Origin of the sequence: Pseudomonas sp. BN102 (assembly GCF_029871245.1) — a bacterium.
In the GTDB taxonomy this organism is placed as follows: Bacteria; Pseudomonadota; Gammaproteobacteria; order Pseudomonadales; family Pseudomonadaceae; genus Metapseudomonas.
Window position 1 is genome coordinate 18,499 of record NZ_SSON01000069.1, and the last position, 14,629, is coordinate 33,127.

The window sequence follows — 14,629 nt, forward strand, 5'->3', positions numbered from 1 at the left end:
CATTCGTAATGTGCGAATGGGCGCCGTTGATGCGTTTGTCGATCGGATGGGTGCCGACCGGGTCTACGCCCCATCCGAGCCTGACAGGTCTTGCCTGCTGCAGCGCCCCTCGGACGGGTGGCGGGAGCGGTCGGAGCTGTGCCGGCCGTTTGAAGCCTGCGGATTATAGCGATGCCGGCGGGTAAGCCCAAGGCTTTCCGTCGCCCGCGCAGGGACCTATGGTGGCCATTGAAAGCCTTGCCGCGACAAGCCTCGCCCGGCCCCTCATCATTCGCGGCATCCCATACCAGGAGGACGATGCATGAATTTCCATACGCGCAAATGGATCAAGCCCGAAGATCTCAACCCCAACGGCACCCTGTTCGGCGGCAGCCTGCTGAAGTGGATAGACGAGGAGGCGGCCATCTACGCCATCATCCAGCTTGGCAACCAGCGCGTCGTCACCAAGTTCATCTCCGAGATCAACTTCGTCAGTTCTGCGCGCCAGAGCGACATCATCGAGCTGGGCATCACCGCCACTGAGTTCGGCCGCACCTCCATCACCCTGTGCTGCGAAGTGCGCAACAAGATCACCCGCAAGAGCATCCTCACCATCGACAAGATGGTCTTCGTCAATATCGGCCCGGACGGCCTGCCGGCGCCCCACGGCAAGACCGAGATCACCTTCATCAAGGACCAGTTCAAGGAATAGGACACGCATTCGCCAGGGGCGCCAGACGTCTGGCCCCCCGGCCATACGGCTCAGTGTGCCAGGGCCTTTTCAGCGTCTGCCAACTCGGCACGGGCCTCGGCCAGCTTGGCCTGGCGACTCGCGATCTTCTCCGGATCACCCTTGGCCTGGGCTTCGCGCAGGTCAGCTTCGCGCTGGCTGACCTCAACCTGGTACTTGGCGACCTTGGCTTCGCGTTCCTGGCGCAGGCTGGCATCGGTGCAGTGGGCTTTCACTTCCGCCAGGGCCTTTTCCAGGCCAGCCTGCTGGGCGGTGTTGTCGTGGGCACTGGCCACTTCGATGCGTTGTTCAAGGGCCTGGCGCTTGGCCGCACAGTTACCGTCGGAGGCCAGGACGGGATGGGCCAGCAGGGCGCCGGCGAGGAGGGCGAAGGGCAGGGCGACGTGTCGCTTCATCGGTTTTCTCCATCCGAACGGGAGCCTTGATTCTGGCTGAAACCAAGGGCGGGCGCGGCGCGGGTCGCGCTTTCATTGATCTGCGACAAACTGTCGCCAGGCTTGGTATTTGCCGGACAGCTGGGGATACTGTCGCCCGCTTTCCGCCTGACCCGTGACCTGCCGATGAATGCCAAGAAGCTCCTGATCGTTGTTGCCGCCTGCCTGGGCCTTGCCGCCTGCGGTGGCGTGGACCCCAATTCGCCGCTGGGCAAGCGCCAGGCGATCTTCAAGGACATGCTCCGCACCAGCGAAGACCTCGGCGGTATGCTGCGTGGCCGCATCGCCTTCGACGAGCAACGCTTCGGCACCGACGCGGCCAGGCTCGACCAGCTTTCCCGCCAGCCCTGGCAGCACTTCCCGCAGATCAAGGAAGGCGACTCCGACAGCGCCGCCCGCGACGACGTCTGGCAGCGCCAGGAACGATTCCAGATTCTCGCCCGCGAGCTGGAGGCCAGTACCGGCCAACTGGCCAGCGCCGCCCAGACCCGTCCGCTGAGCGCCCAGGGCGTCGCGCCGCTGGTGCAGAAGGTGGAAGACAACTGCGAGGCCTGCCACAAGGAGTTCCGCGCCTACTGAGGCGCTGCGAAACCCTCGACCCCGGCAACCTGAAGCCGCCCAGCCAGCGCTCTCACTTCCGGGTGCTGGAAGAACGCCGCCAGCTGCTTTGCCCTGGTAGGGCCGACGCCAGCTATCTCTTGCCAGTCCCGCGGCGTTTTGTTGCTCAGGTTCGGCCAGTCGCCCTCCAGCCGAGCCGATCCGATCGGCGGCATCCCCAGGGCTGTGAGCCATAGCTGGAAGGGCTGCGTGCGGCTGTCGGCGAAGCTTTGCGCCAGCCTCGTGGCGCGACCCTCGGTGATCCCCGGTCTTGCCGCCAGCTGCGCGGCGTCCAGCTCAAGCCAGCCCAGCAAACCGTCCAGTTCCAGGCTGACCCAAGTGCCGCGCCCGACGCCGCGCATTGCCAATCCCTTCGGGCCGCCCAGCCATTCCAGGCGGGCGAGGAACTGTTCCTCGCAGCCGGCGCTGGGCCGGAAGCAGCTCAACGCGTGGTACTGGCCGGCACTGGGCGCGTCCAGCGGCTGGCGTTCGGTGGCGCGCAACACCACTGAGTCCAGCCGTGGGATGGTCAGGCCGGCCAGGGTGATGGCCACTTGGTCGCCGGGGCGGACGTCCAGCTTCTGCCAGCGCCCGAGCGACCCCAATCCGACCCGCTGGATGCGCCGGCCGTCCAGCTCCACCGGCGCCAGCCGCAGCAGGGGTGTGATGCGCCCGGTCCGGCCCACCTTGAACTCCACCGCGCGAACCTCGGCCAAGGCCTTGGCGAAGGGGTACTTCCAGGCCACCGCCCAGTTCGGCGGCTCCGGCTTCCAGCGCCGCGCCTCCGGCCGCGTGCTTTGGTGGATGACGATGCCGTCGCTGGCAAACGGCAAGGGGCTGCGGTACCAGCGCTCACGCCAGCCGGCGATTTCCTCGGCGCTGGCCACTGACAGGGTCAGGCTGCGGGCATCGCTGAAACCCATGTCGTCCAGACCTTTCAGGCGCTCGCCCATCTCGGCCGGCCCATCTGGCCAGTCCCAGACGAACAGGCCGATGCCCGCGGCATCGCGGTCTCCCAGTTCATGGCGGTTCAGCAGCCCGGCCACCTTGCCGCGAGCGCCCTGGCCGCCGGCCCTGGCCTGCACATGGCCGTCCAGCCGCCAGTAGAGCTCGCCCTGCAGCACGCCATCAGCCATGCCGGAAAGCTGTTGCGGGATGGCGGCGATGCGGCGGGCGTGAGCGGTCCAGTCCTGGCCCCGGCTACCGTTGCCTCGGCTGATGGCCTGTACCAATTGGCCCTGGCGATAGACCAGGGTAACGGCTACGCCATCGACCTTGGGCTGGACCCAGAGGTCCCGCCGCTGACCCAGCCAGCGGCGCAGGTCATCGAGGTCCCGAAGCTTGTCCAGTCCGGTCTGCGGAACCGGGTGCGTGGCCTTGCCGGCGCCGGACGGCTGTGGGGTAGGGGATGTGGCCGTGGCATGCGGGAAGCAGGCCCGCAGCTGCCCCAGGCGGGCGCGGACCTGGTCGTAGAGCTCGTCGTCCACCGCCGAGCGACCCTCAATGTGATAGGCGAGGTCCCATTCGGCGACCCGGGTCGTCAGGACTTCCAGTTCGTCATGGGCGCGGCCGGAAGGCCAGTTGGGGCAGTTCCCGGCCAGGGCCGGCAGACTCAGGCAGAAGAAGGGCAGGGCGATCCAGGCGTGCATGTCGAGCCTCCGTGCTCGATGGGGAGACGGCCAGTCTAGGAGCGGAGGGGTTGCGAGCGGCCGGAATCGGCTGTCCGTTGCGGCTGGGGGGTGTGTAGGTCGGCGCTGAGGTTTGCCGAAGCCCAAAGGCGGTGCGGGATTGTTGGGCTGCACTGCGGCCAGGGTTTGCGCGGGAAACAAAAAGCCCCGCACAGGGCGGGGCTTTTTGTCGGGCCGACAGGGCTTAGAGGCCTGCGGCGGCGCGCAGGGCTCCGGCCTTGTCGGTCTTTTCCCAGGTGAAGGCGGTGAAGGTGTCGTCACCGTAGGTCATTTCATAGGGATTGCGACCGAAGTGGCCGTAAGCCGCAGTGGGCTGGTACATCGGGTGCAGCAGGTCGAGCATCCTGGTGATGGCGTACGGACGCAGGTCGAAGTGCTCGCGGACCAGCTGGACGATCTTGTCGTCGCTGATCTTGCCGGTGCCGAAGGTGTTGATCGAGATGGAGGTCGGCAGGGCCACGCCGATGGCGTAGGACACCTGGATCTCGCAACGCTCGGCCAGACCGGCGGCAACGATGTTCTTCGCCACGTAGCGGCCGGCGTAGGCAGCGGAACGGTCCACCTTGGACGGGTCCTTGCCGGAGAAGGCGCCGCCGCCGTGGCGGGCCATGCCGCCGTAGGTGTCGACGATGATCTTGCGACCGGTCAGGCCGCAGTCGCCCACCGGGCCGCCGATTACGAAGCTGCCGGTCGGGTTGATGTGGAACTGGGTGTCCTTGTGCAGCAGTTCGGCCGGGATCGCGTGCTTGACGATCAGTTCCATCACGCCTTCGCGCAGGTCGGAGTACTTCACGTCGGGGTTGTGCTGGGTGGACAGCACGATGGCGTCGATGCCGACTACCTTGCCGTTCTCGTAGCGGCAGGTGACCTGGCTCTTGGCGTCCGGACGCAGCCACGGCAGCAGGCCGGATTTGCGGGCTTCGGCCTGGCGCTCCACCAGACGGTGGGAGAAGCAGATCGGGGCGGGCATCAGCACGTCGGTTTCGTTGCTGGCGTAGCCGAACATCAGGCCCTGGTCGCCGGCGCCCTGGTCTTCAGGCTTGGCGCGGTCGACACCCTGGTTGATGTCAGGGGACTGCTTGCCAATGATGTTGAGGATGCCGCAGGTGGCGCCATCGAAACCGACGTCGGAGCTGTTGTAGCCGATGTCGATGATGACCTTGCGCACCAGTTCTTCCAGGTCGACCCAAGCGGAGGTGGTCACTTCGCCGGCGATGATGGCGACACCGGTCTTGACCAGGGTTTCGCAGGCGACGCGGGCGTGCTTGTCCTGGGAGATGATGGCGTCGAGGACGGCATCGGAAATCTGGTCGGCGATCTTGTCCGGATGGCCTTCGGACACGGATTCGGAGGTAAACAGGGAGTATTCGCTCATCTATCGGTTTTCCTATTAGTTACCGGTGGGTGAGTTCGCTTCGTGAGTCCGGTTTGGCGAAGTGCCTCACCTGAATCTGAAAGCCGTTTCGCAAGCCAATGTAGAGGCTCTCGCCGGGCGTGAGCCCCGCGGCATTGGCCCAACGGGCCAGGTCGTCCTGTTCGAAGCCCAACCATAGATCGCCGCAGGCCTCCCTGGCCCAACTCTGGTTGTGGCTGCACAACTCGGTCACCAGCAGGCTGCCGCCAGGCTGCACCCGCTGGGCCAACTGTTTCATCGCATCGGCCGGCGCCGCGAAATGGTGCAGGACCATGTTCAGCACCACGCAGTCGGCGGCCGCCTGCTCGTCATTCAGGGCATCGGCGAGCCTGAGATCGACGTTGCCGAGGCCTTCCTCGATACAGCGCATCCGCGCCAGTTCCAGCATCGCCACACTGTTGTCCAGCGCGGTGACGTGGGCAAAGCGCCGGGCCAGGTCCGGCAGGAAACCGCCGTCGCCGGGGCCGACTTCCAGCGCCGTGGCGCCGGAGGGAAAGCCCAGGGCATCGAGCAATGCCAATACACTCTCACGGTATTGCGGCAGTCCTGCGATCAGGTCCTGCTGTGCCTGGAATTTTTCCGCCGCGCGGGCGAAGAAGTCGCGGCTGACCGCTGCGCGCTGGGCGTGCACCTCGGCTATTCGCGCACCGATCTCGGCCGGCAGCTCGAGTTCGTCGACCTCGGCCAGCAGGGCCGCGTGCAACATGCCGCCAACCCGCTCGTTCTGCGCCAGGGCGCGGCGATAGAAGATCGCATTGCCCTCACGCCGCGTGGCCACCAGGCCTGCCTGGGCCAGCACCTTGAGGTGATGGCTCATGCCCGACTGGCCGGTGGCGAAGATCTGCGCCAGTTCCAGCACGCCGAAGGAGTCGTTGGCCAGCACCCGCAGCACGTTCAGCCGCAGCGGATCGCCGCCGGCCTTGCACAGGGCGGCCAGCTCGTCGCTGTCGTCATGACGGATCTGGGGTACGCGCAGGCTCATAGGGGGCGCAGTCTAGCCCCCGTCCCCCGAGGTCGCAATGCCAATATCAAAAAGTTTTGATATTGGCTGATCGGCGGTCGGCGGATATTTCTCGACCCCTTCGACTCACTGCGGCGGGACTTTCGCACCGCCTGCGGCGAAACTGCGACCATCTGTGATTGCCCGCGACCTGCCGGCTGGGCGAAAATGGCGGCCTTTTTCGATTAGCCGTCTATTCAGACCTGCAGGAGATAAGCGATGCCCAGCCGTCGTGAGCGTGCCAATGCCATCCGTGCCCTGAGCATGGATGCGGTGCAGAAAGCCAACAGCGGCCACCCCGGCGCCCCCATGGGTATGGCCGATATCGCCGAAGTGCTCTGGCGGGATTACCTGCAGCACAACCCGAACAACCCCGAATGGCCCAACCGTGACCGCTTCGTGTTGTCCAACGGCCACGGCTCGATGCTGGCCTACTCGCTGCTGCACCTCACCGGCTACGACCTCGGCATCGAAGACCTGAAGAACTTCCGCCAGTTGGGCAGCCGCACCCCGGGCCACCCGGAATACGGCTACACCGCCGGCGTCGAGACCACCACCGGTCCGCTGGGCCAGGGCCTCGCCAACGCCGTTGGTTTCGCCATCGCCGAGAAGACCCTGGCCGCGCAGTTCAACCGTGACGGCCACAGCATTGTCGACCACAACACCTACGTGTTCCTCGGCGACGGCTGCATGATGGAAGGTATCTCCCACGAAGTCTGCGCCCTGGCCGGCACCCTCGGCCTGGGCAAGCTGATCGCCTTCTACGACGACAACGGGATCTCCATCGACGGCGAAGTCCACGGCTGGTTCACCGACGACACCCCGAAGCGCTTCGAAGCCTACGGCTGGCAGGTGATCCGCAACGTCGACGGCCATGACGCTGACGAGATCCAGACTGCCATCGACACTGCACGCAAGTCCGGCGACCGTCCGACGCTGATCTGCTGCAAGACCGTGATCGGCTTCGGTTCGCCGAACAAGCAAGGCAAGGAAGAGTGCCACGGCGCGCCCCTGGGCAATGACGAGATCGCCCTGACCCGCGCCGCCCTGGGCTGGAACCACGCGCCTTTCGAAGTCCCGGCCGAGATCTACGCCGAATGGGACGCCAAGGCCGCCGGCGCCGCTCGCGAATCCGAGTGGAACGAGCGTTTTGCCGCCTACGCCGCCGCCCATCCGGACCTGGCCGCCGAATTCCAGCGCCGCATCGAGGGTCGGCTGCCGGCGGACTTCGCCACCAAGGCTGACGCCTACATCGCCGAAGTCGCCGCCAAGGGCGAAACCATCGCCAGCCGCAAGGCCAGCCAGAATGCGCTGAACGCCTTCGGTCCGCTGCTGCCGGAATTCCTCGGCGGCTCGGCCGACCTCGCCGGCTCCAACCTGACCCTGTGGAAAGGCTGCAAGGGCGTGTCCGCCGAGGACGCCTCCGGCAACTACCTGTACTACGGCGTTCGCGAGTTCGGCATGAGCGCCATCATGAACGGCATCGCCCTGCATGGCGGCTTCATTCCCTATGGCGCCACCTTCCTGGTGTTCATGGAGTACGCCTGCAATGCCGTGCGCATGGCCGCCCTGATGAAGAAGCGCGTGCTGTTCGTCTACACCCACGATTCCATCGGTCTGGGTGAAGACGGCCCGACCCACCAGCCGGTGGAGCAGCTGGCCAGCCTGCGCTGCACCCCGAACCTGAACACCTGGCGTCCGGCTGACGCGGTGGAATCCGCCGTGGCCTGGAAAGCCGCCATCGAGCGCAACGACGGTCCGAGCGCGCTGATCTTCTCCCGCCAGAACCTGCCCCACCAGGCCCGCGACACCGATCAGGTGGCGAACATCGCCCGTGGTGGCTATGTGCTGAAGGACAGCGAGGGCGAGCCCGAGCTGATCCTGATCGCCACCGGCTCCGAAGTCGGCCTGGCCGTGCAGGCCTGGGACAAGCTCTCCGCCCAGGGCCGCAAGGTGCGCGTGGTTTCCATGCCGTCCACCAACCTGTTCGACCAGCAGGACGCCGCCTACAAGCAGGCTGTGCTGCCGGTGCAGGTCGGTGCGCGCATCGCCATCGAGGCCGCCCATGCCGATTTCTGGTTCAAGTACGTGGGCCTGGAAGGCCGCGTCATCGGCATGACCAGCTTCGGTGAGTCGGCGCCGGCCGCCGCGCTGTTCGAGCACTTCGGCTTCACCGTCGACAACATCGTCGCAACCGCCGAAGAACTGCTGGACGTCTGACCTGTTCGTAGGAGCGAGTTTGCTCGCGAAGCTTTGGTTTCGCGAGCAAGCTCGCCCCTACAGGGTTTCTTCTCCCCCTCCAGCCCTGCGAGCGCCCCATGCCCAGCAATCGCCCCTTCAAAGTCGCCCTCAACGGCTACGGCCGCATTGGCCGCTGCGTGCTGCGCGCGCTCTATGAGCGCAGTGGCCGGGCGAGCTTCGAAATCGTCGCGCTGAACGATCTGGCCGACCAGGCCAGCATCGAATACCTGACTCGCTTCGACTCCACCCATGGCCGATTTCCCGGCGAAGTGCGGGTGGACGGCGATTGCCTGCATATCAATGGCGATAGCGTGAAGGTGCTGCGCCACGCCGAGCCAGAGGGGATCGACTGGGCCGCCCTGGGTGTCGACCTGGTGCTGGAATGCTCCGGCCAGTACACCCATCGCCAGGACGCCGAGCGCTTCCTCGCTGCCGGCGCGCCGCGGGTGCTGTTTTCCCAGCCCATGGGCGGCGAGGCGGACATCGACGCCACCATCGTCTACGGGGTCAACCAGGACAGCCTGAGCGGCACCGAGAAACTGGTGTCCAACGCCTCCTGCACCACCAACTGCGGTGTGCCCCTGTTGAAACTTCTCAACGAGTCCGTGGGTCTGGAATACGTCTCCATTACTACCATCCACTCGGCGATGAACGACCAGCCCGTGATCGATGCCTACCACCACGAAGACCTGCGCCGTACCCGCTCGGCCTTCCAGTCGGTGATCCCTGTATCCACCGGCCTCGCCCGTGGCATCGAGCGCCTGCTGCCGGAACTGGCCGGGCGTATCCAGGCCAAGGCCATTCGCGTGCCCACGGTGAATGTTTCCTGCCTCGATATCACCCTGCAGACCGCCCGCGACACCTCGGCCGCCGAGATCAACCAGGTGCTCCGCGAAGCCGCCGAGAGCGGCCCGCTGAAGGGCCTGCTGGCCTACACCGAGCTGCCCCACGCCAGCTGCGATTTCAACCACGACCCCCATTCCGCCATAGTCGACGGCAGCCAGACCCGCGTGTCCGGCCCGCGCCTGGTCAACCTGCTGGCCTGGTTCGACAACGAATGGGGCTTCGCCAACCGCATGCTCGACACCGCAGGCCACTTCCTGCGTGTTTCCGCTGTTTCTCGTTAACAACCAGCCCCCGTGAAGGACTGACCCCATGACCGTGTTGAAAATGACCGACCTCGACCTCCAGGGTAAGCGCGTGCTGATCCGTGAGGATCTCAACGTGCCGGTGAAGGACGGCGTCGTGAAGAGCGATGCGCGCATCCTCGCCTCCCTGCCGACCATCAAGCTGGCACTGGAGAAGGGCGCGGCGGTGATGGTCTGCTCCCACCTGGGCCGTCCCACCGAGGGCGAGTTCTCCGCAGAGAACAGCCTGAAGCCGGTGGCTGACTATCTGTCCGAGGCCCTGGGCCGCGAAGTGCCGCTGGTGGCCGACTACCTGGGTGGCGTGGACGTGCAGCCCGGCCAGGTGGTGCTGTTCGAGAACGTGCGCTTCAACAAGGGCGAGAAGAAGAACGCCGATGAGCTGGCCCAGCAGTACGCCGCTCTCTGCGACGTCTTCGTGATGGACGCCTTCGGTACCGCCCACCGCGCCGAGGGCTCGACCCACGGTGTGGCCAAGTTCGCCAAGGTGGCCGCTGCCGGCCCCCTGCTGGCCGCCGAGCTGGACGCCCTGGGCAAGGCCCTGGGCAACCCGGCGCGCCCGATGGCCGCCATCGTCGCCGGCTCCAAGGTTTCCACCAAGCTGGACGTGCTGAACTCCCTGAGCCAGATCTGCGACCAACTGATCGTCGGTGGCGGCATCGCCAACACCTTCCTCGCCGCGGCTGGTTACAAGGTCGGCAAATCGCTGTACGAGGCTGACCTGGTGGACACCGCCAAGGCCATCGCCGCCAAGGTCAGCGTGCCGCTGCCGGTGGACGTGGTGGTCGCCAAGGAATTCGCCGAAAGCGCCGCCGCCACCGTCAAGCTCATCAGCGAAGTTGCCGACGACGACATGATCCTCGATATCGGCCCGCAGACCGCCGCGCAGTTCGCCGAACTGCTGACGTCGTCGAAGACCATCCTCTGGAACGGCCCGGTCGGTGTGTTCGAGTTCGATCAGTTCGGCAACGGCACCAAGGCCCTGGCCCTGGCTATCGCCGAAAGCCCGGCCTTCTCCATCGCCGGTGGTGGCGACACCCTGGCGGCGATCGACAAGTACGGCGTGGGTGAGCAGATCTCCTACATTTCCACTGGTGGTGGCGCCTTCCTCGAGTTCGTCGAGGGCAAGGTTTTGCCGGCCGTGGAAATCCTGGAGCAACGCGCCAAGGCCTGATCGGCTCGCTGCGCGTCGGAATAGCTGTGTTGAAAATGGCTCTTCTCTAGCTCGCGAGGCCGCGAATATTTGCTGTTTTCGGCCTAAACCATGGCAGGGCTCCGTGGTCCCTTTAACAGGGCCCGCAAAAAGGAGTGCCTGCCATGCGCCACGTTGCGATTCTGCTGATCCTGGGGGCTGCGCTCCTGGGTTGTGCGGGTGGTAGGCCTTCCAGTACCTGTGAAGTGATCAGCCCGCCGCAGGTGATAGTTCCGGGCAATCAGGACGACCAGCGGGTGGAAGCGCAAGGCAGCGGAGAACCGCCTGGCGACGGTAACGAAGGGGGGCAGCATTGCCCCTGACGATGGACATGTGGCGGAGCCGCATCAAGGAGTAGGGATGAAAGGCCCGTTCGCCCTGGCGACGCTGGCCGTGCTGGCAGGCTGCACCAGCCAGCAGGCGGTAGAGGATCACTGGACCCACTGGGTCTGTGACAGCCAGACCGAAGTGCTGTGGCGCTTCACCGATGCAGGCAAGGAAAGCGTCGACCTGCGACTGGGTGGCGGCGATATCGTCCACCGCCTGAAGCAGGAGCCGTCGGGCTCCGGAGCCCTGTACAGCGACGGCAACCTGGCTTTCCACACCAAGGGTGATGAAGGCCTGGTCTACTGGGTCGCCACTGACGACCTGATAGGTCGCGGCTGCACGGCGCCCTGAGCTGATTTTGATTTTCCCCGAGGTCGGCGGATGACCGCTCCTCCCCGGGAACTTGAACCCGGCCCGCCCCTGCGGCAGGCTTTGCAATTTGACAGCCCACCCACTCGGGAGACTGAAACACCATGGCACTCATCAGCATGCGCCAGATGCTGGACCACGCCGCCGAATTCGGCTACGGCGTTCCGGCTTTCAACGTCAACAACCTGGAACAGATGCGCGCCATCATGGAAGCGGCCGACAAGACCGACTCCCCGGTGATCGTGCAGGCTTCCGCCGGTGCCCGCAAATACGCCGGTGCCCCCTTCCTGCGCCACCTGATCCTGGCCGCCATCGAAGAATTCCCGCACATCCCGGTGTGCATGCACCAGGACCACGGCACCAGTCCGGACGTCTGCCAGCGCTCGATCCAGCTGGGCTTCTCCTCGGTGATGATGGACGGCTCCCTGCGTGAAGACGGCAAGACCCCGGCCGACTACGACTACAACGTCCGCGTGACCCAGCAGACCGTAGCCTTCGCCCACGCCTGTGGCGTGTCCGTGGAGGGCGAACTGGGCTGCCTGGGCAGTCTGGAAACCGGCCAGGCCGGTGAAGAGGACGGCGTCGGCGCCGAGGGCATCCTGGACCACAGCCAGATGCTGACCGACCCGGAAGAGGCGGCCGACTTCGTCAAGAAGACCCAGGTCGACGCCCTGGCCATCGCCATCGGCACCAGCCATGGCGCCTACAAGTTCACCAAGCCGCCGACCGGTGACATCCTCGCCATCGACCGCATCAAGGAAATCCACAAGCGCATCCCCAACACCCACCTGGTGATGCACGGCTCTTCCTCCGTGCCGCAGGACTGGCTGGCGATCATCAACGAGTTCGGTGGCGACATTAAGGAAACCTACGGCGTGCCGGTCGAGGAAATCGTCGAAGGCATCAAGTACGGCGTGCGCAAGGTGAATATCGACACCGACCTGCGCCTGGCTTCCACTGGCGCCATCCGCCGCTTCATGGCCCAGAACCCGGCCGAGTTCGATCCGCGCAAATACTTCGCCAAGACCGTCGAAGCCATGCGCGACATCTGCATCGCCCGCTACGAAGCCTTCGGCACCGCCGGCAATGCCTCCAAGATCAAGCCGATCTCCTTGGAAGGCATGTTCCAGCGCTATGCCAAGGGCGAGCTGGTGGCCAAGGTCAACTGATCCATCGGCCTTGTTCGAGGAGCCCCGCAATGCGGGGCTCTTTCATATCTGGCCCAAGGAGTCTCGATGCGCCTGCCCCTGATGATGGGTTTCGGCCTGCTGCTCGCCGGCTGCGCCGCCAATCCGCCGGTGGCGCCCGCGCCGCCGCCCGATCTGGTTTCCAGCGATCCTCAGCGATGCCTGGACCGCACCGACTGCACGACCAAGACCTCGCGCACCTTGATGTTCGTCTTCGACTACGCCGAGGCGGGCGGCGCCCTGGTGCAGCGCAAGGGCGACTGGCTGTTCACGCCCTCGGCGGCCAAGCCATCCAGTTGGCCGTCGCTGAAGATCCGTCTGGCCAACCCGCCGGCCGGACGTTTCGAGTTCGCCAGCCAGTGTCCGGCAGGGAACTGTCGGATCGGTGAGGTCGACCTGCTCAGGGTCTATCGGAGTTACCTGGGGGGTAAGCCCTGTTCGTTGCTGGAGCCGAAGGCATTGGCACGCTGCCTGGATCCCACTGCCCTCACCCCCACCCCCTCTCGCTGAAGGGAGAGGGGCCGGGGGAGAGGGTTGCTCACAACCCCCGATGCTCGATCTTCAGATTGTAGAAAGTCGCCGCCCCCGCCTCGGTCTCGTACCCCGTGTTGTCCTGGGTATAGACCCCAGCCTTGAAGTACAGCGGCTTGGGGGCCCATTCCGAGCTCAGCTGCTGGCTCCACAGGCTGCTGTTGACCATGACGCTGAGCTGGCCATTGGGCGACAGGTCGATCACATAGCTGAAGCGCTGGTTCAGGGGAATGCCGCTGAGCAGCGGAATCACCGTGCTGGTTTCGTCGTTCGGGCTGTTGCGCACCTTGGCGACTATGTTCGCGGTGTTGGTCTTGGTCTTGAACTGGTACTCCAGCTTGATCAGCGGGCTGGTGCTGCCGTAGGCATGGATCTGGCCGATCACGACTTTCCCGGTGGAAGGCACTTGGCTCACGCTCAGGTTGGCGCTCAGCACATTGTCGGCGCCGGTGTAGGTCCAGTTGCGCAGTCTGCCATCGGCGTAGGTCTCGCGCAGTTCGGTGCGCGGGTAGCTGGCGTTGGCGGTGGTGGTGCCGTTGACCGGCGTCCAGAAGAACACGCTGTCGGTGGTGGGCTGGAAGAATTGATCTCGGTAGCCGCCAAGCAGCGCCGAGGTTTCGATGGTGATGGCGGGTTCGCCGACGGGCAGCGTGAGATTCCAGGTAGAGAGGTCGATCATGACTGAGTTCTCAAAAAGAACTTTCAGTCGGGCGCTGCGCATCCTCGTCGCTGCTTTTCCCTGTGACGGCGTGCCGGCCAGTTGCGCTCGAACTAAAAGTGAAGGTTGCAATTGGCAGTTGCCCGCCGTGTCGTCCGAAGGCGTTTGGGGCCGTCTCGCAAGCGCTTTATAAGGCCTGTCCGAGCGCCTGTCAGGCGCTGATTGTCACATCGTTGGCGTCAAATTTTTGATCTTTTCCACGATGGCCAGTATTGCGCTATCGGCCTCTGCCTGGGTGCCGCACAAAGGGCGGAAAGGCCCGTCCTTGATGGATAAGGAAAATTTCCGGCGGCGTGCGCCGGTTTTTTGGAGCGGTCCGGTTCCTGGAGCGAAAATCCAGAGCAAATGATCCGACGAGCGGTATGGATAAAAATACGGGAATCATTGTCGTCTCGCTTCGGGCGTTGTGCCGGAGGTTGCGCAAGCGATCGGCGCGACCGGTCGTTACAGCGCCCGCGGCGAAACGCGGTCGGGTAGACTGTCGCCCTTTTCGACTGGCGACCGCCGCACCATGACCGCTCTCAAGTACCTCCGGGGTTACCCCGCCAGCCTGCAGGAGCAGGTTGCCAGGATGATCGAGGCCGGCCGCCTGGGCGAATACCTCGGGCGCCGCTACCCCGGCCGCCACGACGTGCAGAGCGACAAGGCGCTGTACAGCTATGCCATGGCTCTCAAGCAGGAGCACCTGCGCAACGCCCCTGCGCCGGACAAGGTGCTCTACGACAACAAGCTGGACGTGGTGCACAAGGCCCTCGGCCTGAACACGGCTATCTCGCGGGTACAGGGCGGCAAGCTCAAGGCGAAGAAGGAGATCCGCGTCGCTTCGCTGTTCAAGGACGCTGCACCCGAGTTCCTCAGGATGATCCTGGTCCACGAGCTGGCGCACCTGAAGGAACGCGACCACACCAAGGCCTTCTACCAGCTCTGCGAACACATGTTGCCCGGCTACCACCAACTGGAGTTCGACCTGCGGGTGTACCTCACCTGGCGTGAGCTCGAGGGCTGAGGGGGCCACCGGCTGCTAGGCTCAGAAGAGCAGCCGACCGAGGTCCGAGG

At 65.2% G+C, this 14,629-nt stretch carries 14 protein-coding genes and 1 riboswitch; of the genes, 9 read left to right on the plus strand and 5 right to left on the minus strand.

Features of this window, described 5'->3' with window-relative positions; genetic code table 11:
- Nucleotides 1–11: 11 nt before the first annotated feature.
- Nucleotides 12–117, minus strand: a riboswitch (S-adenosyl-L-homocysteine riboswitch).
- 184 nt (nucleotides 118–301) lie between these two features.
- A complete protein-coding gene (locus tag E8F12_RS16025; RefSeq protein ID WP_280291418.1) occupies nucleotides 302–691 on the plus strand; it encodes a hotdog domain-containing protein in 390 nt (129 codons plus the stop codon).
- A 50-nt stretch (nucleotides 692–741) separates the two neighbouring features.
- On the opposite strand, the gene E8F12_RS16030 is transcribed toward E8F12_RS16025, so the two are convergent.
- Nucleotides 742–1,125, minus strand: a complete 384-nt coding sequence (locus tag E8F12_RS16030) for a DUF1090 domain-containing protein (RefSeq protein ID WP_280326229.1) — start codon at nucleotides 1,123–1,125, stop codon at nucleotides 742–744.
- Nucleotides 1,126–1,290: 165 nt separating this feature from the next.
- Here E8F12_RS16030 and E8F12_RS16035 point away from each other — a divergent pair, with 165 nt between their 5' ends.
- Nucleotides 1,291–1,743 (plus strand): cytochrome c, encoded by a 453-nt coding sequence (locus E8F12_RS16035; protein WP_280326230.1) that lies wholly within the window; start codon nucleotides 1,291–1,293, stop codon nucleotides 1,741–1,743.
- Here the strand turns inward: E8F12_RS16035 and ligB are convergent.
- The 3 genes from ligB to E8F12_RS16050 all read right to left on the minus strand — a co-directional run bounded on the left by ligB (nucleotide 1,737) and on the right by E8F12_RS16050 (nucleotide 5,845).
- Complete coding sequence (gene ligB, locus E8F12_RS16040) at nucleotides 1,737–3,410, minus strand: NAD-dependent DNA ligase LigB (RefSeq protein WP_280326231.1); 1,674 nt, start codon at nucleotides 3,408–3,410, stop codon at nucleotides 1,737–1,739. The genes E8F12_RS16035 and ligB overlap by 7 nt on opposite strands.
- Nucleotides 3,411–3,633: 223 nt before the next feature.
- A complete protein-coding gene (gene metK / locus E8F12_RS16045) occupies nucleotides 3,634–4,824 on the minus strand; it encodes a methionine adenosyltransferase (protein ID WP_280326232.1) in 1,191 nt (396 codons plus the stop codon).
- A 19-nt stretch (nucleotides 4,825–4,843) separates the two neighbouring features.
- Nucleotides 4,844–5,845: a metalloregulator ArsR/SmtB family transcription factor gene (locus tag E8F12_RS16050; protein ID WP_280326233.1), complete on the minus strand. Its 1,002-nt coding sequence runs from the start codon at nucleotides 5,843–5,845 to the stop codon at nucleotides 4,844–4,846.
- 237 nt (nucleotides 5,846–6,082) lie between these two features.
- Between E8F12_RS16050 and tkt the strand changes: the two genes are divergently transcribed.
- The 6 genes from tkt (at nucleotide 6,083) to E8F12_RS16080 (ending at nucleotide 12,834) form a co-directional block, all read left to right on the plus strand.
- Nucleotides 6,083–8,083, plus strand: a complete 2,001-nt coding sequence (gene tkt, locus E8F12_RS16055; protein ID WP_280326234.1) for a transketolase — start codon at nucleotides 6,083–6,085, stop codon at nucleotides 8,081–8,083.
- Between the two features lie 98 nt (nucleotides 8,084–8,181).
- Nucleotides 8,182–9,231 carry an erythrose-4-phosphate dehydrogenase gene (epd, locus tag E8F12_RS16060; RefSeq protein ID WP_280326235.1) on the plus strand — a complete coding sequence of 350 codons (1,050 nt, stop codon included), beginning with the start codon at nucleotides 8,182–8,184 and terminating at the stop codon, nucleotides 9,229–9,231.
- Between the two features lie 28 nt (nucleotides 9,232–9,259).
- A complete protein-coding gene (locus E8F12_RS16065) occupies nucleotides 9,260–10,423 on the plus strand; it encodes a phosphoglycerate kinase (protein ID WP_280326236.1) in 1,164 nt (387 codons plus the stop codon).
- A 378-nt stretch (nucleotides 10,424–10,801) separates the two neighbouring features.
- The gene (locus E8F12_RS16070) at nucleotides 10,802–11,119 is read left to right on the plus strand and encodes an MliC family protein (RefSeq protein ID WP_280326237.1); all 318 of its coding nucleotides are present in this window, start codon (nucleotides 10,802–10,804) and stop codon (nucleotides 11,117–11,119) included.
- A 122-nt stretch (nucleotides 11,120–11,241) separates the two neighbouring features.
- On the plus strand, nucleotides 11,242–12,306 hold the full coding sequence (fba, locus tag E8F12_RS16075) for a class II fructose-bisphosphate aldolase (RefSeq protein ID WP_280326238.1): 1,065 nt from the start codon (nucleotides 11,242–11,244) through the stop codon (nucleotides 12,304–12,306).
- Between the two features lie 66 nt (nucleotides 12,307–12,372).
- A complete protein-coding gene (locus tag E8F12_RS16080; RefSeq protein WP_280326239.1) occupies nucleotides 12,373–12,834 on the plus strand; it encodes a hypothetical protein in 462 nt (153 codons plus the stop codon).
- Nucleotides 12,835–12,862: 28 nt separating this feature from the next.
- Here E8F12_RS16080 and E8F12_RS16085 read toward each other — a convergent pair whose 3' ends face one another.
- The gene (locus tag E8F12_RS16085) at nucleotides 12,863–13,534 is read right to left on the minus strand and encodes a polysaccharide lyase family 7 protein (RefSeq protein WP_280326240.1); all 672 of its coding nucleotides are present in this window, start codon (nucleotides 13,532–13,534) and stop codon (nucleotides 12,863–12,865) included.
- A 550-nt stretch (nucleotides 13,535–14,084) separates the two neighbouring features.
- Between E8F12_RS16085 and E8F12_RS16090 the strand changes: the two genes are divergently transcribed.
- Nucleotides 14,085–14,579, plus strand: a complete 495-nt coding sequence (locus E8F12_RS16090; protein WP_280326241.1) for a M48 family metallopeptidase — start codon at nucleotides 14,085–14,087, stop codon at nucleotides 14,577–14,579.
- Nucleotides 14,580–14,629: the final 50 nt, after the last annotated feature.